We start from the raw sequence: 24,991 nt of genomic DNA, 5'->3' as shown, positions 1-24,991 counted from the left end.
TGTTTCAAATCCTTTCCGAATGTACTTGCTAGGAAAGGATATATTGTGGAAAGCTTACCAGGTCAAGAGGGAATTTTTGATGAGGTTCATTTAAATGAGAGAAGGCGAGGAAGTAAGATGACAAATATAAAAAAAATTGCTGAAATTGCTGGTGTATCAGTATCAACAGTTTCGCGAGTATTAAATAACCATCCGTATGTAAGTGATAAAAAGAGAAAAGAAATTTTAGCAATTATTGAGGAATTAAATTACACACAAAACGTGAATGCGATTCATTTAGTGAAAGGAAAAACAAATGTAATTGGTGTTTTATTGCCGCATGTAAATGATCAATATTATAGTGCGATTATTGAGGGGATATCGAGAGAAACTGCAAAGAATAATTATCATATGATGCTTTGTCAGACGAATTACAGTGAAGAACGGGAACTTGAAATTTTGCAGATGTTAAAAATGAAAAAGCTTGATGGAGTCATTATATGTTCCCGGACAAATGATAAGGAAAAGCTCGAGGAGTATACGAAATTTGGGCCAATTGTAGTGTGTGAAGAAATAGATTCGAGTTTCATTTCGAGCGTACATATTGATTATTATAAAGTGTTTTCACAAGGAATGAACAGCTTGATAGATGCTGGTCATACTTGTATTGGATATTGTATTGGAAGAGACAATAGCATTAATAGTCAAAGAAGAAAACAAGCGTACGAGGATGCACTGCAACATATTTCTATTACACCTGCAGATAACTGGAAATTTAAAGGGTGTTTTAAGGTGGATGACGGGCGTAATGTAATAAGGGAATGGATGCGGATGTCTGTAAAGCCGACAGCATTCCTTATTTCTTGTAACCATATTGCGGCAGGGATGGTAACAGAAGCAAAAAAACATAGTATTCGAATTCCGGAAGATCTAGCTATTATTGGATGTGACGATCAAGAAGTAGCAGATGTATTAGGAATTACAACGATTGCTCATTCTAGTAAAGCAGTTGGTGCAAAAGCATTTGAAATACTATATGAGAAGATAAAAGATGAAAAAATAGATGTGAAGAGTATTGAACTCTTACCGCAATTGACTATTCGTGAAACTACCTAAGTTATAGAAGAGATGAAAATCGCTTTTCAAATAGGCGTTTGGTATAATATGGGCAATCTACTAGGCTAAAAGGAGTTTTGACATGAGGGCAAAATTAGTAAAAGGAATTTTACTTATTACAATTGCATCTTTTTGTTTATTTGCATATGGCTTTATTTCGGGTGTGAATGATGTATTAAATCCGAAGGCTTCTAATTTAACTACGAAAACAGAAGAAAAACAAGTACAAGGGAAACAAAAACCAGGGACATTGCAAGTAGTTAGCTTAGGGGATTCTTTAACACGAGGTGTTGGCGATAAAGAAGGCATTGGCTATGTGGGACGAGTGAAAGAAAGTCTACAAAAGGATTATAAACAAAAGGTTGCATTAACGAACTTAGCGGTGAGCGGTGCGAAGATGCCAGATTTGCTAAAGCAAATAGAGAGCAGCGGCGCTCAGTATGCCATTAAGCAAGCAGACTTAATTGTTTTAACAATTGGAGGAAATGACTTATTTCCAGGTTGGGAATCACTTGAAAAGATAGATTTAGAGGCATATCGTCCTGATGTAGAAACATTTCAAAGTCAGGCGAAGCAAATTTTAACTGACGTTCGAAAGTTAAATCCAGATAGTCCGATTTTTTGGCTTGGATTATATAATCCATTTGAAGATGTAGAGGATTTAAAAGGTTCTTCATCGATTGTTGTAGATTGGAACGCATCTTTAGAGAAATTAGCAATAGATAATAAAAATGTATATATTACACCAACGTTCGATCTGTTTCAAAATCGTGGGAAGGAATTATTGTACTCAGATCATTTCCATCCGAATGAAACAGGCTACTCATATATGGCAGATCGCTTATTACAAAATGTTGTAAGTAAGTTGAAGCTAAATGAAGGAGGGACGAAATGAAGACGATACTTTCAGTGCGAAATGTGAAAAAGATCATTGGGAAAAAGACGCTTGTTGAAAACATTTCGTTTGATGTGAAGCAAGGAGAAGTGTTTGGATTTTTAGGTCCAAATGGAGCTGGAAAGACGACGACCATTCGGATGCTAGTAGGGCTTATTAAAGCAACTGAGGGCGAGATTACGGTTGGCGGCTATCATATTAAAGAGGATTTTCAGAAGGCGATGAGGCAAATTGGTAGTATCGTGGAAAATCCAGAGCTTTATACATATTTAACCGGATGGGAAAATTTAAAGCAATTTGCACGGATGCTTGGCGGTATATCAGATGAACGTATTTTAGAAATAGCAAAAATGGTTCACTTAGACGAACGTATTCACGATAAAGTAAAAACATATTCTCTTGGTATGAAACAGCGTCTTGGAATCGCACAGGCTCTTCTTGGAAATCCGAAACTGCTTATATTAGATGAGCCAACAAATGGTTTAGATCCAGCTGGCATAAGAGAGATGCGGGAGTTTATACATAAGCTTGTGAAAGAAGAAAATATGAGTGTCTTTATTTCGAGTCACTTACTAAGTGAAGTACAAATGATATGTGATCGCGTGGCTATTATTCATAAAGGAAAAATGATTACGGTTGCACCAATTGAAGAGTTAATTAAAACCGCGAGCGATCGTGTTGAATGGGTTGTTACACCGATTTCTCAAGCGCTAGAAATTTTAAAAACTTCAACAGAAGTCAGGGAAATTAGCATTGATAATGAACGTTTATTGTGCCGAATGGATATTGCGACAATTAGTAATTGGAATAAACGTTTTGTAGAAAGTGGAATAGCTGTACATAGCGTGAAGGAGCTTGTATTTACGCTAGAAGATCTATTTATCGAACTCACGAGGAGTGAGCAACATGCGTGAATTTGCGAATCTTGTTTTAAATGAATCAGAAAAAATTTATCGAAAGAAGCGTATTTTTGTCGTTATGCTCATATTGGCAATTCTAATTCCTTTGTTTGTTTATGCACAGTATCGCGAAGTGCAGACAACGCAAAAACGCCTTGGTACGAGCGATTGGAAAGTATCACTGCAGCAGCAAATTGTTGATTCACAAAATCGCTTGAATAATTCTAGATTACCAGAAGAATGGCGTGCTTGGTTGAAAGTACGAGTTGAGCAACAACAATATTATTTAGACAATGATATTAATCCAACTGCACCGGGAGCACCGACATTTGTACGAGCATTCATTGAACAGGGAATTACATTATTTATTCCGCTCCTTGTAATGATTGTTGCCATTGACATCGTATCGGGAGAGCGAAGTGATGGAACGATGAAAATGCTTCTAACAAGGCCGATTCGGCGCTGGAAAATTCTCCTGAGTAAATACGTGACTATGCTGCTATTTATCTCACTTATATTGCTTTTGGTAGGGATTTTTTCTTATGTATTATCGGGCGTTGTTTTCGGATATACCGGATGGAATTTGCCAACATTGACGGGGTTTGGAATTGATAAAGAAACACTGAATACAAATTTTGTCCATCTTATCCCGCAGTGGCAATATATTTTAATGGCATATGGGTTAGCATGGTTTGTTGCGATTGTGGTCGGAACTATATCCTTTATGGTTTCGGTGTTAATTCGTAATACACCAGCTGGTATGGGGGTTATGCTAGCGGCGTTGATTGCAGGTGGTATATTGAGTTCCTTCGCAACCTCTTGGGAAGGGGCAAAATATATTTTTAGCGTAAATTTATCGCTCACAGATTATTTATCAGGGAAGTTACCGGCGTTGCAAGGCCTATCGATGAGTTTTTCATTAATGAATTTAACAGTTTGGGCTGTAGCTTCTCTTATCATTTCATTTGTCGTATTTATGAAGCAAGACATGGTCAATTAAATGAATAGGAAGTGAAGAGATGGAACATATTTTAAAGAATGATTGGGAGCCGTTACTGGCACCAGAATTTGAAAAACCATATTATCAGAAACTAAGACAGTTTTTAAAAGAAGAATATAGTACCCATGTAATATACCCAAACGCTGATGATATTTTTAATGCATTGCATTATACAAGTTATGAGGATACAAAGGTTATTATTTTAGGGCAAGATCCATACCATGGACCAAATCAGGCACACGGTTTAAGTTTTTCTGTACAACCAGGTGTAAAAACACCGCCATCACTGCAAAATATGTACAAAGAGTTGCATGCAGACCTCGGCTGTGAAATTCCGAATAACGGTTATTTAGTGAAGTGGGCAGAGCAAGGTGTTCTATTGCTTAATGCAGTATTAACTGTTAGGCAGGGAGAGGCTAATTCTCATAAGGGAAAAGGATGGGAGCATTTCACTGATCGCGTAATTGAACTTTTAAATGAAAGAGATAAACCAGTGATTTTTATATTATGGGGGCGCCACGCACAAGCGAAGAAAAAGCTGATTACAAATTCTAATCATCATATTATTGAATCCGTACATCCAAGTCCTTTATCAGCAAGAAGAGGCTTCTTTGGTAGTAAACCATTTTCAAAAGTGAATGAGATCTTATCTAGTATGAATGAGAAAGAAATGGATTGGCAAATTCCAAACCTATAAAAAAGGTAGCTAACAGGATGATTGTTAGCTACCTTTTTGCTTATTGTTGTTCGTTTTTTAATTTTGCATCTAGTACGAACGTACCAAATGGGATAACAGAAGCAATGAATGCACCTAAAGCCCATAAGATCGATTTACGGTGTACGATTGTTACTTGAATTACTGCAAAGATGAATAGTATGAATAGTACGCCGTGAGCCATACCTGTAATTTTAACGGCTGCTGGAAAATCCGCAAAATATTTTAAAGGCATTGCTACGAATAATAATAGTAGGAAAGAAATCCCCTCGACTAATCCAATTGCTCTTAATCTTCCGATTGGTGTAGATAACATGAAACGGCCTCCTTAAATGTGAGCTTGTATATAGTAAATCTTTATTCTTATTCAAAATAAAATTGCCTATTTTGTTTCATTATATATAAAAACAAAGTTTACACTACGAGAATGTTGTAAAGTTCAAAATATCTTCACAAAGCTACTTATATTTAAATAAAAACCCACTTGAAGTATTTGACTTCAAATGGGTTTTGTGAATGGATTTATATAAGTACAAATTGAAATACAGACAAAAACCTTCTCTTTTTAGGTGGGAGGGGGGATCCGCCCATGGGTAGAAGCGGACAGTGCCTTTTTTAGCCCCATGCCAAGTGAAAAACACAAGGAGAAAGAGAGTGTAAGTCACTTTTTGTTTTGGAAGCAGTCATATACATGTAGAAATCAAACCCATATTGGAAGTGTGATTTTATATAAATGCAAATTGAAATACAGACAAAAACCCTCTCTTTTTAGGTGGGGAGAGGATCCGCCCGTGGATAGAAGCGGACAGTGCCTTTTTCTGTCCCATGCCAAGTGAAACCAAAAGGAGAACGAGAGTGTAAGTTACCTTTTGGTTTCATAGTAGCAATGTGTATGTTGAAAAATTTATATACTAAACTAGAACTTCAGTTTTAAGTACAAATTTCTCAACAACTTTAGCAACGCCGTCATTCATATTTGTATCTGTTACGTAGTTTGCAATTTCTTTAATGTCATCTGGCGCATTGCCCATGGCAACACCAAGGCCAGCGAACTCGATCATTGCTTGATCGTTGTAGCTATCGCCCATTGCAATTACTTCTTCACGCTTGATGCCAAGTTTTTGAATTAATTGATTTAAGCTTGTTCCTTTTGTTACACCAGCTTCAGTAAATTCTAAGAAAAATGGCTTAGAACGCATCACGCTTAATTTACCTTCTAGTTGTTTTTGGAGTTTCTTTTCTACTTCTACAAGGCGTTCAGCTTCTTTATTCATTAACACTTTTACAACAGGTTCTTGGATAGCTGCTTTAAAACTATCCACTTGGATAAGTGGCATGCCTGTCAGTTGGGCTTCGATGTCTGTATATGGATTATTCTCTTCTGTTACGATGTCATCTCCGACATACGTATGAATCCAAACGTCTTCATTTTTACTGATTTCATATAGGCTGTGAACGATTTCAGGAGATAGTGTACTACTGAATAGTTCTTCATCCGTTTTACAGTTAATAATTTTTGCACCATTAAATGATAGGATAAAACTTCCGTATTCTTCTAAGCGAAGCTCCTTCGCAATATGGCGCATACCAAATGTCGGACGGCCGGAAGCAAGTACAACCTTTACACCTTGCCCTTGGGCTGTCATTAAAGCTTGTTTTGTACGCTCTGAAATTGTATGGTCATCGCGTAGTAAAGTATCATCTAAATCTAAAACAATCATTTTATAAGACATATAGAAAGTTCCTTTCTGTATTGAAATCATAGTTGGTGTTGCTAAAATTTCGTTCTAGCAAGTTGATGAGGGGAATAGTAAGACATCGAACCTCTTTGAAGATATATAAATGCAAATTGAAAAATATAGAAACCCACTTTTTTTAGATGGAAGAGAGAATCCGCTCATGGATAGAAGCGGACAGAGCCCTTTTTAGCCCCATGCCATGTGAAAACACAAGGAGAAAATGAGAGCAGGGCTTTTTTTGATTTCCGAGCCGTAATTTCTATGTTGAAAAATCAAAATCGATTTATCCCGCATTAACGGACAGTAACACTCCCACCTCAAAATTCAGCGGAAGAAAGGAAGTTAGGTGGGAGATGAAACTGTCCGTAAAAGCCTGATTGGTTCAACTAATAATCAGTGGGGGATGAAAAAAATCCCCCACTGATTAAAGTTTCACTTTATATGGTGAAGTGAATGACTGTATTGTTAGTATATATTATCATGGGCGTATTGCCCATGATAATTCTATCATATCTTTCGAGAGAACTCCCACCTCTAAACAATGGAAGTTTTCCAGTTTAGGATGGTTGTTTTTCCTTTGAACGGGAAAATAGCATTTCAAGTAAAATGGCCATGACAGAACCGAGTACAAGGCCGTTGCTTAAAAATGATGCTAAAAATGGTGGAAGAGTCGAAAATGCTTGTGGAGGTACAAACATAACTCCAATTCCTGTGAAAAGTGAAAGACCAGCAACGCGGAATAGGCGCTCTCTATCTTCCACAGTATCGTATTCCCGAAAAGCGAGACCAATCATACTTGCAAATACAGGATAGATAGCTGCATATCCAACAGCGACAGGAATAGCTGCGAAGAACGAAGTGATTTTTGGAAATATACTAATTACAATAATAAAACCTGATCCTAACATAAAAGGAAGTCGTTTATAAATATTCGTGGTAGCAATAAATCCGGCGGAACCTGAAATGGCGACTGGACCGATTGCTGAGAACAAACCGCCTAACAATTGATTAATTCCTGTGATAACACCAGCTTGTTTAAAGCGATCGTGGACGGCATCTTTTTCGTATTTAGAAACAACTTTTTGTACAACACGAATGCTTGCTAACATATTTGTTAGAAGTAACAGTGTGACAAAGATAACGGTAATCGCCATATTCCATTCAATGCGGGGGTATCCAAATACGAATAGGGATGGAAGTCGAATGATATCTGTTACAGGTGTAACCGGATTTGATAACCCAAAGCATGCAAATAAAATCCATCCGAAGACAATGCTAAAAAGAACAGAGTATTGCCCAATAATAGGTAGCTTCATGATGAAAAAAGATAGTAAAATAACAATGAGTGAAAGGATGAATACGTTTGCTTGTACTTCAGTATGTTGTCCATCAAGGCCAAACATTCCTTTTAGGAACGAACCGCTGAGCTGGGCAACGAGAAGGAATAAGTATGTTCCGATTACTGTTGGTGTGAAATAACGAACAAGCTTGTCAATAAGTCCTAAAACACTAAGAATAATACAGATAATGCCGCTTAAAAGAAATGCGTATTGCAAGACCCGAAGTGTTTCGCTATTTGATCCGAATAATACGACACCTAAGCTTGCATATAGCGAGAAGATTCCCCACCAAAGGCCAGCGGGACCTTCTTGAATAGGGAGTCTATGGCCAAATACAGCTTGCAAAAGGCCAGCGAAACCGAGAACAAATAATGTTCGTTGTACAAAAGCGATAGCCTCGGCACCTTCAAGCCCATAGTTGGCAGCAACGCTGATTGGTACAATTAGACTACCAGCTAAAATAAATAATGCCCACTGTAGGGCGGAAAGAAATGTTTTCATTATATCAACCTCTTTCGTAGATTCCGCTTCTAGTATATACGTATCTTATTTCCACTGGCAAAGGTTGTAGCAAAGAAAAGAGTTGAAAAATGAGATGGATGCACGTAGACAATTATGTATTGCGGTTGTATGTATGTGTTTTGTTGTGGTTCTTGGAACAATTGGTTTTATGGTGATAGAAGAGATCAGTTTGTTTCAAGCCTTTTGGATGACAATGATTACAGTGTTAACGGTTGGGTATGGAGATGCAGTTCCGTTAACACAGGCCGGTAAGGTTTTTGCGCTGCTTATTATTCCTGTTGGGGTAGGGATTGTTACATATGCAATCGGGGTAGTAGCAGCAATGATTATTGAAGGGAATTTATTTCATGCAGTGCGGAGGAAGAAGATGGACAAACACATAGCAGAGTTACAGGGCCATATTATCGTATGTGGTTGTGGTAGAGTAGGGCTTCAAGTTGTACACGAATTACAAGAGAAAAACATCCCGTTTGTCGTTGTAGATAAAGAAGAAACTTTGCTAGAGAAAGAAAAATTTTTATATATACAGGGTGATGCTACAGAGGATCAAGTATTGCATAAGGCAGGAATTACGAAGGCGGTAGGTTTAGTGGCAATTGTTGCAAATGATGCTGAAAATGTTTTTATCACATTAACAGCACGAGGGCTCAACGATGCAATTAAAATCGTAGCTAGAGCTGAAAAACCAGAAACGGAAGAGAAATTACGCCGTGCTGGTGCGAATAAAGTTATTAATCCATCTAGTATGGCCGGAATTCACATTGCAAAAGGAATCGCAAATCCGTTAACAGTCCATTATATTGATGCAGTACTTTATGGAACAGAGCAGTCCTTTGCAATAGAAGAAGTTCAAATGGGTGAAGGTTCTCTTTTAATTGGAAAAACATTGATAGAAAGTAATATAAGAAATCAATTTGATGTTACAATTTTAGCGATTTTAAGGGATGGAAATGTTATTCATAATCCAACAGGGCAGGAAAAATTGCAAGAACATGATATGATAATAGTATTTGGTCCAGTAGAGAAGCTGGGGCAATTTGAGAAAGAATTACAAAGTACGAGGTGAAAAAGGAATGCAAGTATCTAGCGATAAGATTTTAAATAAAATGGCAAATGAAATTGCAAAAGCAAAAAGTAGTGAAGGACAGAAGGCGAAAGAACATCTATCAGTTGTTCGTGCTTTATGTGATTTACTTTTAGATGAACAGGGTGAATCTCATACGTATGTAGAGCCAAAATTACAATCACAAGTTATACCATCTCGCCAGGTGACAATGACAGCAACAACTCAGCAAGTCATGCCAGTTTCAGGGGAACCTGTCTATATGAAAGAAGAAGATGCAAATGGAAACTCTTTATTTGATTTTTAAAAATTAAATTATTTGGCTTATGCGCGAAAATTTTTTATCATAAAAATAAAAAGGGGAATTCGAATGAAAACTTTCTTCTTATTAGGGTGTATTGCAGCAGGTCTATCAGTTGTATTAGGAGCTTTTGGTGCACATGGTTTAGAAAATAAAGTCTCTGCCAAAATGTTAGAAGTTTGGAAAACAGGTGTTACATATCAAATGTTCCATGCTGGAGGCTTATTCGTTGTTGCGTTATTAATGGATAAAATGCAATCTTCTTTACTAAGTACAGCAGGCTGGTTTATGGTAGCCGGAATTATTATGTTCTCTGGAAGTCTCTATGCGTTAAGTACAACAGGTATTAAATTTTTTGGACCAATTACACCACTTGGTGGAGTAGCATTTATTATCGGTTGGATTTTAGTAGGAACTGCAGTTGTAAAAGGATTATAAAGACAAAACAAAAGCTGGCATTTGCCAGCTTTTATTATTATCTTGGAGGATATGCTGCTGGTTGAACAGGTAAATAGTTAATTTCTTCAGGGAATTCTACATAATCTAAGTAAATCATAAGTAATAAGAAACGCTTCCCAGATTGTGGTTCACTGATGACGATATGGTCACGTCCAGCCGCCTCAATAATTCCTGTATAGGATTGTGTGCCAAGCGAGCTACCACGCTCATATGTCATAACAACAGTTGCTTGCTTTCCTTTGTTTAAGCGAAGGATGTTTTCAATATATGATTGCTCTAGTGGAAGCATACCTTGTGATGCTGAAAGTTGTGCTTGAGAAGCTTGTTGTTGCATCGCCTGTTGTTGCATCATTTGTTGCTGTTGTTGTGGTGTCATTTGTTGCTGTCCTGGAGGCAGTTGGGTTCCAGAAGGTTGAAAATAAGTTCCATAGTATGGATTTTGTTGCTGTGCCATTCAAAAATCCCTCCTCGTTTTCATTCCTTAATATACTGCTGGGCAGTCTTTGCCAGATGGTTGGAAAAAGCAATGTTTTTTAAATCTTCCAGAGTTTTGCTGGTTATACCAAGTTGGCGGACAAGGACCTTCGGGCCTGAAAAACCATAAAGCGAAATTGGCAGGCCAAAAACGTTGCCCTTCAATTGTACGCCTTGCAAGGGCAATGTCTTGCTCACGTGCTCGTTGATAAAAATATCCTTTCTGGGTTGCTTCGAAACCACCAGGGCTTTGAAATACCATTTGTTGTAGATTGCGTATCTTCTTGAAGTCTAAACAATTTCCTCTAACACGATTTACGCCGACATTCCCAACCATTAACATGCCTTGTTGCCCTTCTCCTTCAGCTTCAGCTCGCATAAGTCTTGCTAATAATTTTACATGTTCTTCTGTATAGTTAATAACGCCCATTATGTTTCACCTCTCTTTTTGGAATGCACTTGATAAAGAGGTTTATTTCTAGATGAAGTGTGGAACAATTACTAGTTCATACGTATGAGAAAAAGGGCTCAGATATGACAACCAAACAAAGTTTTAAGGGGAGTAATTTTATATAAATTAGGATTGAAAAACCAACATAAAACCATTCTTTTTAGATGGGAGAGCGGATCCGGCCATGCATAGAAGCGGTCAGTGCCTTTTTTCGCCCCATGCCGTGTGAAAACAAAAAGAGGAAATAAGTGGAGAATTGTTTTTGCTTTCATAGCCGCAGCTCATATGTCGAAAAACCAAAGAGGATTTATATAGAAGCATAATAAAAAGCTAGCAATTTGCTAGCTTTCTATTATCCAAATATTTTTGACCACATGTTTGAGAAGAAATCACCAATGGATCGCATCGTTAATACGAACCAATTTGCTTTTTCTACTTCTTCTGTTGTTTTTGCAGCCACTTTCATTTGTTTGTTTCCCTCTAGGAAACCATATTGATCAGTTGATTCTAAAACGAACGAGCCAACTTTTGCATCTTTTTTAATTGGTGCAACTAATTTTCCATCTTCAGCAAGTGATTTATCTGCCTCAGTAGAAATTTTATAAGAAGGTTTACTTCCTTTTTGTGTGATTACCGTTATCTCTTTTTCAGGTGTCACAGTTACAGTGTCTTCTTTTCCTTTTACAACAGAAATTGTATTGTTTTTATCTATTTTTAATTTCTGTTTTTCAAAGTTATTAAATCCGTAATCAATTAATTCACGTGATTCTGTGAAGCGTTCATCCATTGATTTTGTTTTAATAATAACGGAGATAAGACGTAAGTCTCCGCGTTTTGCAGTAATTGTAAATCCATACCCAGCTGTATCTGAACTTCCTGTTTTTAAACCATCTGTTCCTTCGTAAGCGAAAGCGGCACCTGGTAGCATCCAGTTCCAGTTTTCCATGCGAATTGGTTTTGGATGATTATCTGGGAAGTTTCTAAATCTTTGTTTTGTATCCTCTAGCATTTCCGGATACTTTGTAATAATTATTTTTGATAGAATACCCATGTCACGAGCCGATAAGGAGTTCTCTCCATTTGGATCTGTTCCTTCCGGATGCTTTCCTTTTAAATCAGCATTATTTAACCCAGTAGCATTTACAAATTTATATTTCTTTAACCCTAGTTTTTTTGCGTATTCATTTGCAAGATTTAAGAAGTTTTTTTCACTTCCTGCAAGAAGTTCAGCAAGTGCAATGCTGGACCCGTTTGCAGAGAAGATAACAATAGAATGATATAATTCTTTCACTGTATATTGTCGGCCTTTTTCGAAAGGTACGTTGGAGAATTCATTATTTCGGGAAACTTCATAGGCGTAATCAGAGATGTTCACTTTTGTATCCCAAGTGATTTTTCCTTCTTTAATAGCTTCTAAAACGGAGTAAACAACAATAAGCTTTGACATGCTAGCAATAGCTAGTAATTCATCTGGATTTTGTTCGTGCAGTATCTTTCCTGTATCTGCATCAAAAAGAATAGCGGCGGCAGCTTCTATATGTATTTTTTCTTCTGCATGGGAGGTTGTTACTCCTAAGGAAGAAAATGACAATAGAAACGCTAGTAAAATAGATAAAATTTTCCTCATATACATTATCACCTTCGCATCGTTATTAGCATATAGCTCGTATCATTTTAGCATAATTTTGAATATAAAAAGGTAATGATTTAATAGGGAATTTGACAAGTTATTGTCTAACTTTGTTTAAAATTGACGAAAATAGGGGGGTTTTTGAGGTTTTTTATCAGAAATAAAGAAAAAGGAACGAATTTCGTTCCTTTTGTATTATACATGTAAAAATTTAGCTACTTTGTCGCTTGGTAAAATGTTACCGACAAAGAAAGTACCGAATTCGCCATAGCGAGCACTTACTTCATCAAAGCGCATTTCATATACAAGCTTTTTGAATTGAAGAATGTCATCAGCAAATAGTGTTACGCCCCACTCATAATCATCGAAGCCAACTGAGCCAGTAATGACTTGGCGTACTTTTCCAGCGTATTGACGACCAATTTTACCGTGGCTGTACATTAGCTTTTTACGTTCTTCCATCGGAAGCATATACCAGTTGTCATCACCTTGACGACGCTTGTCCATTGGATAGAAACAAATATGGTTTGCTTCTGGTAACTCTGGGTATAGGCGCGCAAGGATTTGTGGATTTTGGTATGGGTCTTCCTCGGCAGGAAGGTAGTTACTTAACTCAACAACAGATACGTAAGAGTATGCTGGAACCATATATTCAGCTAATGTTGTTTTATTTAATTCTGTTTCAATTTCATTTAGTTCCTCCATTGTTGGGCGCAAAATCATGAGCATAATATCTGCTTTTTGACCAACAACAGTATACATTGCGTGACTGCCTTGTTTCGCATCGTTAGTTTTATTCCATTTCTCGATGATGTTTAAAAATTCAAACATCGCTTCCCCACGTTCATCGCTAGATAATGTTTTCCATGCTGCCCAGTCGATAGAACGTAAATCGTGCAGGCAATACCAACCATCTAATGTTTTTGCTGCTTCACTCATTCTATTCACCTCAGTTAATGATATTTTACACGTTAACTATAGCATATATAGGTTTAAAGTCACCTATGGAACGCTTTGGTGCATAAAATTGTCACATTTGAAAAGGCTAGATAGAGGAGTACGGATAAAGGCTTTTTGCTATCAATTAAAAATTCCGGTTATGAAAACCAAAAGAGCGTTACGCTTATTTTCTCCTTGTGTTTTTACATGGAATGGGGCAGGGAAAGGCCCTGACCGCTTCTACGCATGGGCGGATGCTCTCTCATCTAAAAAGAGAGTTTTTCTGTTTTCACATAAAAATTATGGTTATGAAACCAAAAAGAGCCCTACACTCATGTTCTCTTTGTGTTTTCACATGGCATGGGGAGAAAAAGGGCCCTGACCGCATCTATGCATGGCTAGACGCTCTTTTCCATCTAAAAAAGAAAGTTTTTTCATGTTTTCCATAATAGATTAACCACGCTGAATTTTATGAAAATATAATCATTTTTATTTTGCCTATTTTTTAGGAGCTATAAGTTTAAAATATAGATGAAAAGAAGTATTCTTAAAAGTAGAGTTTTTTTAACATTTGTAGGAGGGTTTATTCGTGAGCGATTTATTTACAGCAGTAAAAGAAAAAGTTCAAGGAAAAGGCATTTCCATCGTACTTCCTGAAGGAACTGATGAAAGAATTTTAGGCGCTGCAGAGCGTTTAGCAAAAGAAGAATTAGTAAAACCAATTTTAGTTGGTAATAAAGAAGAAATTAGCGCAAAAGCTGCTAGCATGAATTTAACATTAGCAGGCGTTGATATTTACGACCCAGCTACATATGAAGAAATGGATGCAATGGTAGCATCTTTCGTTGAACGCCGTAAAGGTAAAGCAACAGAAGAAGCAGCTCGTGAAATCTTAAAAGACGAAAACTACTTTGGTACAATGCTTGTATACATGGGAAAAGCACACGGCTTAGTAAGTGGTGCAGTTCACTCTACAGCTGATACAGTTCGTCCAGCACTTCAAATTATTAAAACAAAACCAGGCGTTACAAAAACTTCAGGCGTATTCATTATGGTACGTGAAGATGAGAAGTATGTATTCGCTGACTGTGCAATCAACATTGCACCAAACAGCCAAGATTTAGCTGAAATTGGTATTGAAAGTGCGAAAACTGCTGAACTATTCGGCATTGATCCACGCGTTGCAATGTTAAGCTTCTCTACAAAAGGTTCTGCGAAATCTCCAGAAACAGAAAAAGTTGTAGAAGCAACTCGCATTGCAAAAGAAATGGCTCCTGAATTAACATTAGACGGTGAGTTCCAATTTGACGCTGCATTTGTACCATCTGTAGCTGAGAAGAAAGCACCAGGTTCTGTTATTAAAGGTGATGCTAACGTATTCGTATTCCCAAGCTTAGAAGCTGGTAATATCGGTTACAAAATTGCACAACGCTTAGGTAACTTTGAAGCAGTGGGACCAATCTTACAAGGCTTAAACATGCCAGTAAACGATTTATCTCGCGGTTGTAATGAAGAAGAAGTGTACAAGCTAGCTCTAATTACAGCAGCTCAAGCACTATAATAGGAAAGCCCCGCTACTATAGCGGGGCTTTTCTTACTTTTCAAGATTAAGTGCTTTATTATTGCGGTCAATGATGCGTTGTAAATTCATTTCGTATAAAGGAACTTCATCCACTGTTAATTGTGATGGTGTTAACTTTGGTGCGAAATGCTGTAATGTTTTTAAAAGACGCATCATTAAGCCTTGAACTGTAATCGTTTCACCAAGTAGTTCAGATAATGAAGCCATTGTACTTGGAACAATTTCAGGGTATGTGAACCTTGTTTCTTCTTTTTGAATAGCTAAGTTGTAAAAATCACGAACAAGTGCCGCACGTTCAGATCCGCTTCCTGTAGCACATAAATAAATTTGTACGGCAACCCCTCCGCGAATACGGCGCTGTGAAATACCTGCAAATTTTTGGTTGCGAATGCTTAAATCATAACTTCCAGGACAATAAGAACCAACGATTTCTTTTGCCTCAATATCAACATCGTAATCTTGTAACATTTCTTTAATTAAATGCCACATCGTATCGTATCCAAGATCGATATCAATTCCTTTGTCCGTCTCTTGAAATAGAAGCGATACATTTAAAACTCCTTCATCAAGTACGACTGCCAGACCACCTGAATTACGAACAATGACATTGAAATTTTTCTGTTTTAAAAAAGAAATCCCTTCCTGCAAATGAGGAAGACGAGAATCTTGAATGCCAAGAACAATTGTATTGTGATGAACCCAAGAACGCATTGTTGAAGCAGATATACCTTTTCCAATTGTTGTGCACAATGTATCATCCATGGCGAATGATTGGAGTGCATGAAAGGTTTGACCTAAACTAGACTGATCAACAATACGCCACTCTGGTTGAGATAAAATCGAACGGGAATCGCTCATATAACTAACCCCTTATTTATAAAATGACAACCTTTATTATAGCAAAAAAGAGAGAGGAGGGGAGAGTTGTACAAAAGAACCTTACGAAATTGTAATTTTACTGTAAGGGAAGGCGATTGGTAAAAGCAGCTGTGCTTGTTAAGCTAGGCATTGTAATTATAGTTTTAGGAGGAATACAAATGAAAAAAGTAAAATTAGGACTTGTAGCAGTAATGTCAGCAGCTGTATTTAGTGGTTGCTCGATTATGGATATGATTGCCCCACAAGCAAACGGCGTATTGATGTATGGTGATGAAGCAGTTGTGCAACAAACAATTGATCAACATAAAAAAGAAATAGAATCTGAAGCGAAGTATACTGTTAAATTTGATAAGGTAAATGACCAAAAAGTATTAATCATGAATAAAACGACAGCAGAGAAATTTGTAAAAGAAAAGCTGTTAAGAAAAGTAGATGGTGAAGATACGAAACCAATTACAACATTACCATCTGTCTCTAATGATGCCGGTATTGTATTTGCAAAAACTGAACAAAGTGATATTGTAATTGGCGATAAAAAAATGAAGTATGAAGGTAATGTAATTCTTGGTGATGCTCGCAAATATGCAGATATGTTCGCGGTAGTAAGTGATTCAGCGTACGAAACACTTAGTGCTCCAGTAAAAACAGTTGGGGTAGTGGAATTTAAAGAAAACCCTAAAAAAGAAATCTACCCAAATATTCGCAAGGATTCTAAGTTAGAAGAGTCCCATATGTTGAATTTAAAACCATGATAAAAAGGATGCAGGCGTCTGCATCCTTTTTATTCTGCAATTTTTTCTAAATTGCCGTTTCGATCCATACGAAATGAAGTTTGAGCAGGCCCTTCATCATCCATTAATGCTAATTTACGAGCGCGGTTCATAATATTCATAAGCGTTTCATAATCTTCTTGTACTGTATTAGATTGTTTTTCTAGTTTTTCTAGTCTCTTTTCTAATTCTTCATTGCGGAGTACTTGTGTTTTTATTTCCTGTTTTAATCTCGTATTCTCATTTTCGAGCGCTGTTACTTTCGCGTTTGAAGATCCTACTGTTTGTAAAAAGTAAATTACATCGTGCATTGTTATAGAAGAGCTAGAGACAACTGGTTCTGAACGAGGAACAGTTGTAGTTACAACCGGTTCTTCATCATTCGTAATGACCGCTGCTGAAGCAGGTGGTGTATATAAAAGGCGTTTTTTTGTTTGTTCACCACCAGCGGCACGCATTTTATCTTTACGATGTCGTTTTGCTAATTGTAAAGCTTGTTCATAGCTATAACGAACAACAGCATTCCAACGAAACCCACAAGCAGCTGAAGTACGGTTTAATTGATCACCAACTTCTTCAAATGCATTTAATTGTGTACTTCCCTCACGAACATGACGTAATACAGTCTCAGCAAGTAATAAATCATCTTCATCTGTCCAAGCATCTTGTCTTACTTTCATAGATTCAACTCCCTTTCTTTTTATGAACTTCCTATTTTTATAATGGGCAAAAGAAATCGCTTTTATACAAAGCTTTTAAAAATATGGTAGATTTTGATGAAAGTAAGAAATGGATGTGTGAATGAAGGAATCTTATAAGGGGGAAAATAAGGAGGGAAATGAGTTTTTTCATCATAAAGGACTCATGGGGGGAACTTGCATCAAGCCTCAAAGAGCGGTAAAATACCATTTAGTGTTTATTGTTAAATGTACTTGTGAAAAGTTTAAAATAGAGGAAGTGTTATATTAAATGGGAAACGAATTTCGTGTTTGCGATGATTGTCAGGCGACAAACATTAAGACATTGATACCGAAGCTCAAAAAAGTAGATTCATGTGCAAATATTGAAGTTGGCTGTCAATCTTATTGTGGACCAGGTCGTAAAAAATCATTCGCTTTCGTTAATAATCGTCCAGTTGCAGCACCAACCGAAGACGAACTGATTAAGAAAATCGAAGTGAAATTAAATAAGTAAAGAAGAAGGAGAGTGAATATTTTACTCTTCTTTTTTATTGTTAAAATTTAAAGATTATTTTGAGATAACGATATGAAATGAACGCGTATGAATGGATAATTTGCATAGTATGATATTGGTTTTATATTAATTACATTAGTTTTATATTGCAAAATAATGGTTGACAGCTTTTTATAACGATAGGTAGAATAGAAAGTGTGATTGTGAGAATCATTATCACGAAAGGGTAAGTAAACCCGGTTTTTTTTGCTGTTTCTTGAGAATAAATCTCATTTTAATAAATATATGTTGTTAGTTAGGATGGTTGAGGGATGGAAGCAAGTGCGAGGAGTATTGAGCAGCAAGAAGTAGACGTAAAAGAGATTAAGAGTAGACCGCTTATTGCTTCTATTATTTTAATAGCGGGGACAATTTTGTTAGCTTTAAGCATGGCAACTTCAATTTCATTTGGTGCTGCAGATATTAGTCTAAAGACTGTCTGGCAAGCTGTCTTCCAGTTTGACGGTTCTTTGACGCATCATAATGTGATTTGGGAACTGCGCATGCCGAGGGCAATCGGCGGAGTTGTTGCGGGTGCCTTTCTAGCAGTATCCGGCGCGATTATGCAAGGGATGACACGGAATCCGCTTGCATCTCCATCATTAATGGGGATTACTGATGGAGCGGTATTTGGGATTGCAATTATGTATGCGTTTTTCCCGAATTCACCATATTTAATGTTTGTTATCGCTTCTTTTATTGGAGCAGCATTTGGTGCAAGTATTGTATACGGTATTGGGGCATCTTCACCGGGCGGATTAACACCTGTTAAATTGGCGTTAGCTGGAGCTGCAATTAGCGCTCTACTAGGGGCTATTTCATCTGGTATCGCACTCTATTTCAATCTCGCACAAGAGGTGAGTATGTGGAATGCAGGCGGCGTTGCTGGTGTGAAATGGCAGAGTATTGACATGCTCTTGCCGATTGGACTTGTTTGTCTTGTTATAGCAATTATGATGTCGAGATACATTACTATTTTAAGTTTTGGTGAAGAAATTGCGATTGGACTTGGGCAAAATACAACACTGATTAAATTTATCGGGACTGTACTTGTACTTGTGTTAACGGGTTCAGCGGTTTCTATGGCAGGATCTGTTGGATTTGTTGGGCTTGTAATCCCGCATATGACGCGTTTTCTTGTCGGTTCAGATTATAGATGGGTTATTCCATGTTCTGCTGTATTAGGTGGGCTGTTAATCGAATGTGCAGATATGTTATCACGAATTATTAATCCGCCGTTTGAAACACCAATTGGAGCTATTACAGCGCTAATTGGCGTTCCATTCTTCCTCTACTTAGCACGTAACGAAGGGAGAGGAAAAATGTGAAGACAACCGTCTTAACAAAAAGGAACATTTCAGTTGTAACAATTTTAATTGCTTTAATTGTTACAGTATTCCTTGTTAGTTTAAATACAGGAACGTTTAAAATTCCACCAATGGATGTATTGAAATCATTGGTTGGACTTGGAGCAGAAGATCAGTCAGTTATTTTATTTGAATTTCGTATGCCACGTATGGTGATTGCGATATTGGTTGGTTCAGCATTAGCAATGTCAGGGGCGATTCTGCAAGGGTTATCACGAAATCCACTTGCTGATCCAGGAATTATTGGTATTAATGCAGGTGCAGGATTAACTGTTGTTGTGTTCGTATACTTCTTTTTTGGGAAAGTTGGAACTGGTGCTTTTCTCTCTGTATTCATTCTTCCATTCTTTGCGTTAGTCGGTGCAATATTGGCAGCAGTTATTATTTATGCACTGGCATGGAAGGACGGCGTATCATCAACTCGTTTAATACTTGTTGGTATCGCAGTTGCAGCAGGATTTAGCGCAGTTAGTTTAATTTTTTCAATGAAAATGACATCGAATGATTTCCGTTTTGCTACGATTTGGCTAGCGGGAAGTTTATGGGGAACAGACTGGAAATTCGTATTAAGCGTACTTCCGTGGATGCTCATCTTTTTACCAATTGCGATTCGTAAAGCACACATATTAAATGTAATGAATTTAGGCGATGCTGCGGCAGTTGGACTTGGTGTAAACGTAGAGAAAGAAAGACGTAAATTATTATTTATTGCAGTTTGTTTAGCAGGAGCGTCTGTTGCAGTTGCAGGTGGAATTGGCTTTATTGGTTTAATGGCACCACACTTGGCGAGACGTCTTGTTGGAGGAAAGCATCAAATTATGTTGCCGACAGCAGCATTAATTGGAACGTTATTATTATTATTTGCAGATTTAATTTCAAGAAGTGTACTAACGACATCTGAAATACCGGTCGGTCTTGTTATTTCGGTAATTGGTGCACCATATTTCATTTATTTACTTATGAGGACAAAATAAAGGGAGGCTTTTTGTATGGCAACTTTAGCGGTTGATTCGGTATCTGTTGGCTATAATGAAGGGTTAATTATCGATGGATTATCAGTGGAAATTCCAGAAGGGAAAATTACAACAATTATTGGACCAAATGGATGCGGAAAATCTACATTGTTAAAAACAGCTTCTCGTATTTTGAAAGCAAAACGAGGTACTGTATATCTTGATGGGAAAGCAATTGAGAAGCAGCCAACAAAAGAAATTGCAAAGAAAATGGCGATTTTACCACAAACTGCAGAAGTGCCGACAGGTCTTACGGTGTTTGAACTTGTTTCGTATGGACGTTTCCCGCACCAAAAAGGATTTGGAACACTGAAAGAAGAAGATTATCGTTATATTCACTGGGCACTTGAAGTAACAGGTATGACCGAGTTTGCGAACCGCCCAGCGGAAGCTTTATCAGGTGGGCAACGCCAGCGAGTATGGATCGCGATGGCTCTTGCGCAAGGAACAGATTTACTTGTGCTAGATGAGCCGACAACATATTTAGATATGGCTCATCAGCTAGAAATATTAAATTTGTTGAAGAAGTTAAATCAAGAAGAAGGCCGCACGATTGTGATGGTTATTCATGATTTAAACCACGCTTCTCGTTTTTCAGATCATATGGTGGCTTTAAAGGCTGGTAAGTTAATGAAACAAGGGACACCGGATGAAGTGATGACATGTGAAACGCTTCGCGATGTATTTGAAATTGAAGCGCAAATTGTTCCATGTCCTGTCAACTGTAAGCCAATTTGTTTAACGTACGATTTGACGATGATAAATAAACAAGTACGCAAGCAAGCATAAGAGAACTCTTCCTCCTATTTATATTTTAGTAGGAGGAGGGATTCTAACGGACGTTGAGCTTCTCATTTTTGCTTTGGGAGGTTGAGCGCCCGTTAGAACGGGCTACATACAACGATTAATGAAAATATATCAATTAAATGTTGTTTGTAGTTTCTTATAGTTATATACAACTTATAAGAGAAATACATCCAAAAGGAGTGGGAATATGAAGAATTTTAAAGCGTTATTATTAGCGATGGTACTAGTCGTTACTTCTGTCCTATTTGCAGCTTGTTCTTCTGATAAGAAAGAAGAGAAGAAAGCAGATGCGAAAGTGGAAGAGCGTACTGTAAAACATGCAAAAGGTGAAATCAAAATTCCTGCAAATCCAAAGAAAATTGCTGACCTTAGTGGCTCAACAGAAGAATTATTAATCTTTGGAATGAAACCAATCATTACTGCAAATACGTCTCAAGAGAAGATTGATGCACATATTGCAGATCAATTAAAAGGTGTACAACCGGTCGGCTCTGCATGGGGCGATAAAATTAATATCGAAGCAGTAGCTGCTGCAAAACCAGATTTAATCCTTGTGAATAACCGCCAAGAAAAAATCTATGATCAATTATCTAAAATTGCACCAACAGTTATGTTACAAACTCCATTAGATCAATGGCGTCCAAAGTTTGAAGAGCTAGGTAAAATCTTCGATAAAGAAAAAGAAACAACTGAATGGTTCAAGAAGTATGATGAAAAAGCAAGTAAGTTACATGATAAAATCGTTGCAAAAACTGGCGATGCGACATTTATGAAAATGGCTGCATATCCAAATGCATTCCGTGTATACGGTGACTACGGTTATGGTAGCGTAATCTTCAAAGACTTAAAATTACCAGCAGTTCCAGGTACACCAATGGATAAACCATTAGTACAAGTACAAAAAGAAGCGTTAATCGACTATAACCCAGATTATTTATTCGTATTTACAACTGGCGATGGTTCTCAGCGCTTAAAAGAATTCCAAGAAGAAACAATTTGGAAAAACATGAATGCTGTTAAAAACAATCACGTATTTACAATCAAAAATGAAGATCTAAACAAAGGATACTTCCCGCTTGGTAAAGAAATGATCTTAGACGAAATTGCTGAGTTCGTTTTAGGAAAATAGTAAACAAAGAAAATCACTTTCGCTATAGCGAAAGTGATTTTTTACATTTCTATACAAATTCAATTTGAGTTTGTAAATAGATAAAGTGAAACTTTAATCAGTGGGGGGTTCCTGCCCATTGGTGCGGGATAAATTATGGCTACGGAGAACAAATAGAGACTTTTACTCATTTTCTCCTTTTGTTTTTCCATGGCATGGGGTTAAAAAAGGTATTGACCGCTTCTATGCGTGGCCGGATGCTCTCATCCATCTAAAAGAATGGCTTGATATTCGTCTTTAAATTTGGATTTATATAGTCTTTCGTTTCTTTCTGTTTCCGATTTCGTTTATAATATAAAGTAAGAATGTAGTAAGGAAGGAGGATGTCGAGATGGTATATTTAAACGACAAACTCAGCGAAACAAAAGTGTTTAAAGACCCAGTACATAAGTATGTGCACGTGCGTGATCGTGTTATTTGGGATTTAATCGGAACGAAGGAATTTCAACGTCTGCGCCGTATTAAGCAGCTCGGAACGACATTTTTTACATTTCATGGTGCAGAACATAGTCGCTTTACTCATTCATTAGGTGTATATGAGATTATTCGTCGTATGATTGATGATGTGTTTGATGGCAGACCGAATTGGAATGCAGAAGATAGATTATTATGTTTATGTGCAGCGCTCTTACATGATGTTGGACACGGTCCGTTCTCACATTCTTTTGAAAAAGTATTTTCATTAGATCATGAGAAGTTCACGCAAAAAATTATTGTTGGTGATACAGAAATCAATGATGTACTTAGCCGTGTAGACCGAGAATTTCCGCAAAAAGTAGCAGATGTGATTGCGAAAACGTCTGATAATAAATTAGCGATTAGTATGATCTCTAGTCAAATTGATGCAGATCGTATGGATTATTTATTAAGAGATGCATATTTTACGGGTGTAAAATACGGGAATTTTGATATGGAGCGTATACTTCGTGTCATGCGCCCATACGGAAATCAAGTGGTAATTAAAAATAGTGGTATGCACGCTGTTGAGCACTATATTATGAGCCGTTATCAAATGTACTGGCAAGTATACTTTCATCCTGTAACGCGCAGTGCAGAAGTGATTTTAACAAAGATTTTACACCGTGCGAAAACATTACATGAGCAGTATTATACATTTAAACATTATCCAGTTCACTTCTATTCTTTATTTGAAGAAGAAGTAACGGTAGAGGATTATTTAAAGCTAGATGAGAATGTAATGTATTATTATTTCCAGGTATGGCAAGATGAAGATGACCAAATTTTAAGTGATTTATGTCGTCGTTTTATGAACCGAAATCTCTTTAAATACGTGGAATTTACAGAGAATCATGGTTTAGATAATTGGATGGAATTAAGCAGTTTATTTAAAAAGATTGGACTGGATCCGGAGTACTATTTAGTTGTGGATTCAACATCGGACTTACCGTATGACTTTTACCGTGCTGGTGAAGAAGAAGAAAGGCTTCCAATCTTGCTTCTTATGCCAAACGGAGACCTTAGGGAACTTTCACGTGAATCTGATATCGTAGAAGCGATTACTGGTAAGAAGAGAAGGGATCAAAAACTTTTCTATCCGCATGATTTAATTTATGAAGGCGGAAGAAAAGGAAAATATAAAGAGAAAATTATTGAATTATTAGAAGGAAAGAAATAAGAAGCAGCCCATGGACTGCTTCTTGTGAAAGAAACTTGAAATTATTTGTCGCTTAAGCGTTTTCCGCCAACTGCATAATGATTTTTAGACATTTCTTCGATGAAAACAACGATGTTTTCTTCTGGAGCACCAGTTGTTTCGCTTACTGCTGCTGTTACTTTTTCAGCAAGAGCTTTCTTTTGTTCTTCTGTGCGTCCTTCTAGCATTTTCACTGTTACGTATGGCATGTACAATCGCTCCCTTTATGTAAGTTACAATCTTATTATAACGGATTATGAGGAAGAACAATCGGAAAAACAAATATTTTCTTTTTTGACATAATGAAGAGGAGATGAAGTATGGAGAATTTCTTTATATATCCACTGCACCAAATTCCATTGGTAGCAATGGCTATTATTATCGCTTTATCTGTGCATGAATTTGCACATGCATATGTTGCATATAAATTTGGGGATGATACGGCCAAAAGGCAGGGACGTTTAACGTTATCGCCAATGGCTCATTTGGATCCGATAGGGATGATTGCGATATTAATCATTGGATTTGGTTGGGCGCGTCCAGTGCCAGTGAATCCGTATAATTTTAAAAGACCGCGTCTTGCTGGTGTGTTAGTATCGATTGCAGGACCGATTAGTAACTTCATCTTAAGTGCTATAGGTTTAATTATTTGGTACAGCTTAATAAGATTTGGGGTACTAGAGGCCATTCCATTTGCAGTGGCAGATACATTACGTCAATTCTTTCAAATTTTTATTACTCTTAATATCGTTTTACTTGTTTTCAATTTATTACCGATTCCACCGCTTGATGGATATCGTGTGATTGAAGATTTAGCACCAGCAAATATTCGTGCGAAAATGACGCAATATGAGAAATACGGAACAATCGCTTTATTAATTCTTGTTATTACGCCGCTTGATCGTTATACAATTCAACCAATTTTTCAGGTGGTAATACCGTATGTGCTAGGGTTTTTAGAAAGTATAATTGCGCCTATATTTGGGCTTATGTAAT

At 37.1% G+C, this 24,991-nt stretch carries 27 protein-coding genes; 17 read left to right on the top strand and 10 right to left on the bottom strand.

The genetic code is table 11. The features are described from left to right. Positions 1-117: 117 nt before the first annotated feature. The 5 genes from CN373_RS14225 to CN373_RS14205 all read left to right on the top strand — a co-directional run bounded on the left by CN373_RS14225 (position 118) and on the right by CN373_RS14205 (position 4,586). The gene (locus CN373_RS14225) at positions 118-1,095 is read left to right on the top strand and encodes a LacI family DNA-binding transcriptional regulator (protein WP_098359601.1); all 978 of its coding nucleotides are present in this window, start codon (positions 118-120) and stop codon (positions 1,093-1,095) included. An 82-nt stretch (positions 1,096-1,177) separates the two neighbouring features. Continuing rightward, positions 1,178-1,990 (top strand): SGNH/GDSL hydrolase family protein, encoded by an 813-nt coding sequence (locus CN373_RS14220; RefSeq protein WP_001201867.1) that lies wholly within the window; start codon positions 1,178-1,180, stop codon positions 1,988-1,990. Further along, positions 1,987-2,904 carry an ABC transporter ATP-binding protein gene (locus CN373_RS14215; protein ID WP_000849235.1) on the top strand — a complete coding sequence of 306 codons (918 nt, stop codon included), beginning with the start codon at positions 1,987-1,989 and terminating at the stop codon, positions 2,902-2,904. The genes CN373_RS14220 and CN373_RS14215 overlap by 4 nt, the downstream gene beginning before the upstream one ends. Further along, on the top strand, positions 2,897-3,889 hold the full coding sequence (locus CN373_RS14210; protein WP_098359564.1) for an ABC transporter permease: 993 nt from the start codon (positions 2,897-2,899) through the stop codon (positions 3,887-3,889). Before CN373_RS14215 ends, CN373_RS14210 begins: the two co-directional genes overlap by 8 nt. 19 nt (positions 3,890-3,908) lie before the next feature. After that, a complete protein-coding gene (locus CN373_RS14205; RefSeq protein WP_000400082.1) occupies positions 3,909-4,586 on the top strand; it encodes a uracil-DNA glycosylase in 678 nt (225 codons plus the stop codon). Between the two features lie 40 nt (positions 4,587-4,626). Here the strand turns inward: CN373_RS14205 and CN373_RS14200 are convergent, their stop codons facing one another. The 3 genes from CN373_RS14200 to CN373_RS14185 all read right to left on the bottom strand — a co-directional run bounded on the left by CN373_RS14200 (position 4,627) and on the right by CN373_RS14185 (position 8,184). Further along, a complete protein-coding gene (locus CN373_RS14200; protein ID WP_000953391.1) occupies positions 4,627-4,920 on the bottom strand; it encodes a DUF3817 domain-containing protein in 294 nt (97 codons plus the stop codon). 595 nt (positions 4,921-5,515) lie between these two features. Then, positions 5,516-6,337, bottom strand: a complete 822-nt coding sequence (locus CN373_RS14195) for a Cof-type HAD-IIB family hydrolase (protein WP_000120677.1) — start codon at positions 6,335-6,337, stop codon at positions 5,516-5,518. A 563-nt stretch (positions 6,338-6,900) separates the two neighbouring features. Continuing rightward, positions 6,901-8,184, bottom strand: coding sequence for a purine/pyrimidine permease (locus tag CN373_RS14185; RefSeq protein ID WP_000847009.1), 1,284 nt, complete (start codon positions 8,182-8,184; stop codon positions 6,901-6,903). Between the two features lie 94 nt (positions 8,185-8,278). Between CN373_RS14185 and CN373_RS14180 the strand changes: the two genes are divergently transcribed. From CN373_RS14180 to CN373_RS14170, 3 genes are all read left to right on the top strand, one after another. Beyond that, entirely contained in the window at positions 8,279-9,271 is a 993-nt protein-coding gene (locus tag CN373_RS14180; protein WP_000340072.1) for a potassium channel family protein, read from the top strand. A gap of 7 nt (positions 9,272-9,278) precedes the next feature. After that, positions 9,279-9,575 (top strand): YwdI family protein, encoded by a 297-nt coding sequence (locus tag CN373_RS14175; protein ID WP_001198365.1) that lies wholly within the window; start codon positions 9,279-9,281, stop codon positions 9,573-9,575. 63 nt (positions 9,576-9,638) lie between these two features. Beyond that, positions 9,639-10,007 carry a DUF423 domain-containing protein gene (locus CN373_RS14170; protein ID WP_000846609.1) on the top strand — a complete coding sequence of 123 codons (369 nt, stop codon included), beginning with the start codon at positions 9,639-9,641 and terminating at the stop codon, positions 10,005-10,007. A gap of 37 nt (positions 10,008-10,044) precedes the next feature. Here CN373_RS14170 and gerQ read toward each other — a convergent pair whose 3' ends face one another. The 4 genes from gerQ to hemQ all read right to left on the bottom strand — a co-directional run bounded on the left by gerQ (position 10,045) and on the right by hemQ (position 13,522). After that, on the bottom strand, positions 10,045-10,482 hold the full coding sequence (gene gerQ, locus CN373_RS14165; protein WP_000068653.1) for a spore coat protein GerQ: 438 nt from the start codon (positions 10,480-10,482) through the stop codon (positions 10,045-10,047). A 27-nt stretch (positions 10,483-10,509) separates the two neighbouring features. Continuing rightward, on the bottom strand, positions 10,510-10,932 hold the full coding sequence (locus CN373_RS14160; RefSeq protein WP_000538223.1) for a cell wall hydrolase: 423 nt from the start codon (positions 10,930-10,932) through the stop codon (positions 10,510-10,512). A 373-nt stretch (positions 10,933-11,305) separates the two neighbouring features. Beyond that, positions 11,306-12,586, bottom strand: a complete 1,281-nt coding sequence (locus tag CN373_RS14150; RefSeq protein ID WP_113740970.1) for a serine hydrolase — start codon at positions 12,584-12,586, stop codon at positions 11,306-11,308. 192 nt (positions 12,587-12,778) lie between these two features. Further along, positions 12,779-13,522, bottom strand: coding sequence for a hydrogen peroxide-dependent heme synthase (hemQ, locus tag CN373_RS14145; RefSeq protein ID WP_001287108.1), 744 nt, complete (start codon positions 13,520-13,522; stop codon positions 12,779-12,781). A gap of 589 nt (positions 13,523-14,111) precedes the next feature. Between hemQ and pta the strand changes: the two genes are divergently transcribed. Then, positions 14,112-15,083, top strand: coding sequence for a phosphate acetyltransferase (gene pta, locus CN373_RS14135; RefSeq protein WP_001281328.1), 972 nt, complete (start codon positions 14,112-14,114; stop codon positions 15,081-15,083). Between the two features lie 33 nt (positions 15,084-15,116). On the opposite strand, the gene CN373_RS14130 is transcribed toward pta, so the two are convergent. Then, complete coding sequence (locus CN373_RS14130; protein WP_001285357.1) at positions 15,117-15,962, bottom strand: lipoate--protein ligase family protein; 846 nt, start codon at positions 15,960-15,962, stop codon at positions 15,117-15,119. Positions 15,963-16,141: 179 nt separating this feature from the next. Between CN373_RS14130 and CN373_RS14125 the strand changes: the two genes are divergently transcribed. Continuing rightward, the gene (locus tag CN373_RS14125; protein WP_033664859.1) at positions 16,142-16,735 is read left to right on the top strand and encodes a lipoprotein BA_5634 family protein; all 594 of its coding nucleotides are present in this window, start codon (positions 16,142-16,144) and stop codon (positions 16,733-16,735) included. A gap of 29 nt (positions 16,736-16,764) precedes the next feature. Here the strand turns inward: CN373_RS14125 and CN373_RS14120 are convergent, their stop codons facing one another. Then, on the bottom strand, positions 16,765-17,433 hold the full coding sequence (locus tag CN373_RS14120; protein WP_098359561.1) for an RsfA family transcriptional regulator: 669 nt from the start codon (positions 17,431-17,433) through the stop codon (positions 16,765-16,767). Between the two features lie 289 nt (positions 17,434-17,722). On the opposite strand from CN373_RS14120, the gene CN373_RS14115 reads away from it, so the two are divergent. The 6 genes from CN373_RS14115 (at position 17,723) to CN373_RS14090 (ending at position 23,977) form a co-directional block, all read left to right on the top strand. Continuing rightward, positions 17,723-17,947, top strand: coding sequence for a DUF1450 domain-containing protein (locus CN373_RS14115; RefSeq protein ID WP_000526070.1), 225 nt, complete (start codon positions 17,723-17,725; stop codon positions 17,945-17,947). A 311-nt stretch (positions 17,948-18,258) separates the two neighbouring features. After that, the gene (locus CN373_RS14110) at positions 18,259-19,314 is read left to right on the top strand and encodes a FecCD family ABC transporter permease (protein ID WP_000388288.1); all 1,056 of its coding nucleotides are present in this window, start codon (positions 18,259-18,261) and stop codon (positions 19,312-19,314) included. Then, positions 19,311-20,327 carry a FecCD family ABC transporter permease gene (locus tag CN373_RS14105; RefSeq protein WP_000859171.1) on the top strand — a complete coding sequence of 339 codons (1,017 nt, stop codon included), beginning with the start codon at positions 19,311-19,313 and terminating at the stop codon, positions 20,325-20,327. The genes CN373_RS14110 and CN373_RS14105 overlap by 4 nt, the downstream gene beginning before the upstream one ends. Positions 20,328-20,342: 15 nt before the next feature. Continuing rightward, positions 20,343-21,155, top strand: a complete 813-nt coding sequence (locus tag CN373_RS14100; protein WP_000212074.1) for an ABC transporter ATP-binding protein — start codon at positions 20,343-20,345, stop codon at positions 21,153-21,155. A gap of 205 nt (positions 21,156-21,360) precedes the next feature. Next, entirely contained in the window at positions 21,361-22,302 is a 942-nt protein-coding gene (locus tag CN373_RS14095; RefSeq protein WP_000787669.1) for an ABC transporter substrate-binding protein, read from the top strand. A 370-nt stretch (positions 22,303-22,672) separates the two neighbouring features. Then, positions 22,673-23,977: an HD domain-containing protein gene (locus CN373_RS14090; RefSeq protein ID WP_000262732.1), complete on the top strand. Its 1,305-nt coding sequence runs from the start codon at positions 22,673-22,675 to the stop codon at positions 23,975-23,977. A gap of 41 nt (positions 23,978-24,018) precedes the next feature. Here the strand turns inward: CN373_RS14090 and CN373_RS14085 are convergent, their stop codons facing one another. Beyond that, positions 24,019-24,204, bottom strand: coding sequence for a 2-hydroxymuconate tautomerase (locus CN373_RS14085; RefSeq protein WP_001147171.1), 186 nt, complete (start codon positions 24,202-24,204; stop codon positions 24,019-24,021). 111 nt (positions 24,205-24,315) lie between these two features. Here CN373_RS14085 and CN373_RS14080 point away from each other — a divergent pair, with 111 nt between their 5' ends. Further along, positions 24,316-24,990, top strand: coding sequence for a site-2 protease family protein (locus CN373_RS14080; protein ID WP_000426943.1), 675 nt, complete (start codon positions 24,316-24,318; stop codon positions 24,988-24,990). Position 24,991 lies beyond the last annotated feature (1 nt).

The organism is Bacillus cereus, from assembly GCF_002561295.1.
GTDB classification, from domain to species: Bacteria; Bacillota; Bacilli; order Bacillales; family Bacillaceae_G; genus Bacillus_A; species Bacillus_A cereus_S.
This window is presented reverse-complemented; position numbering and strand designations above follow the sequence as displayed.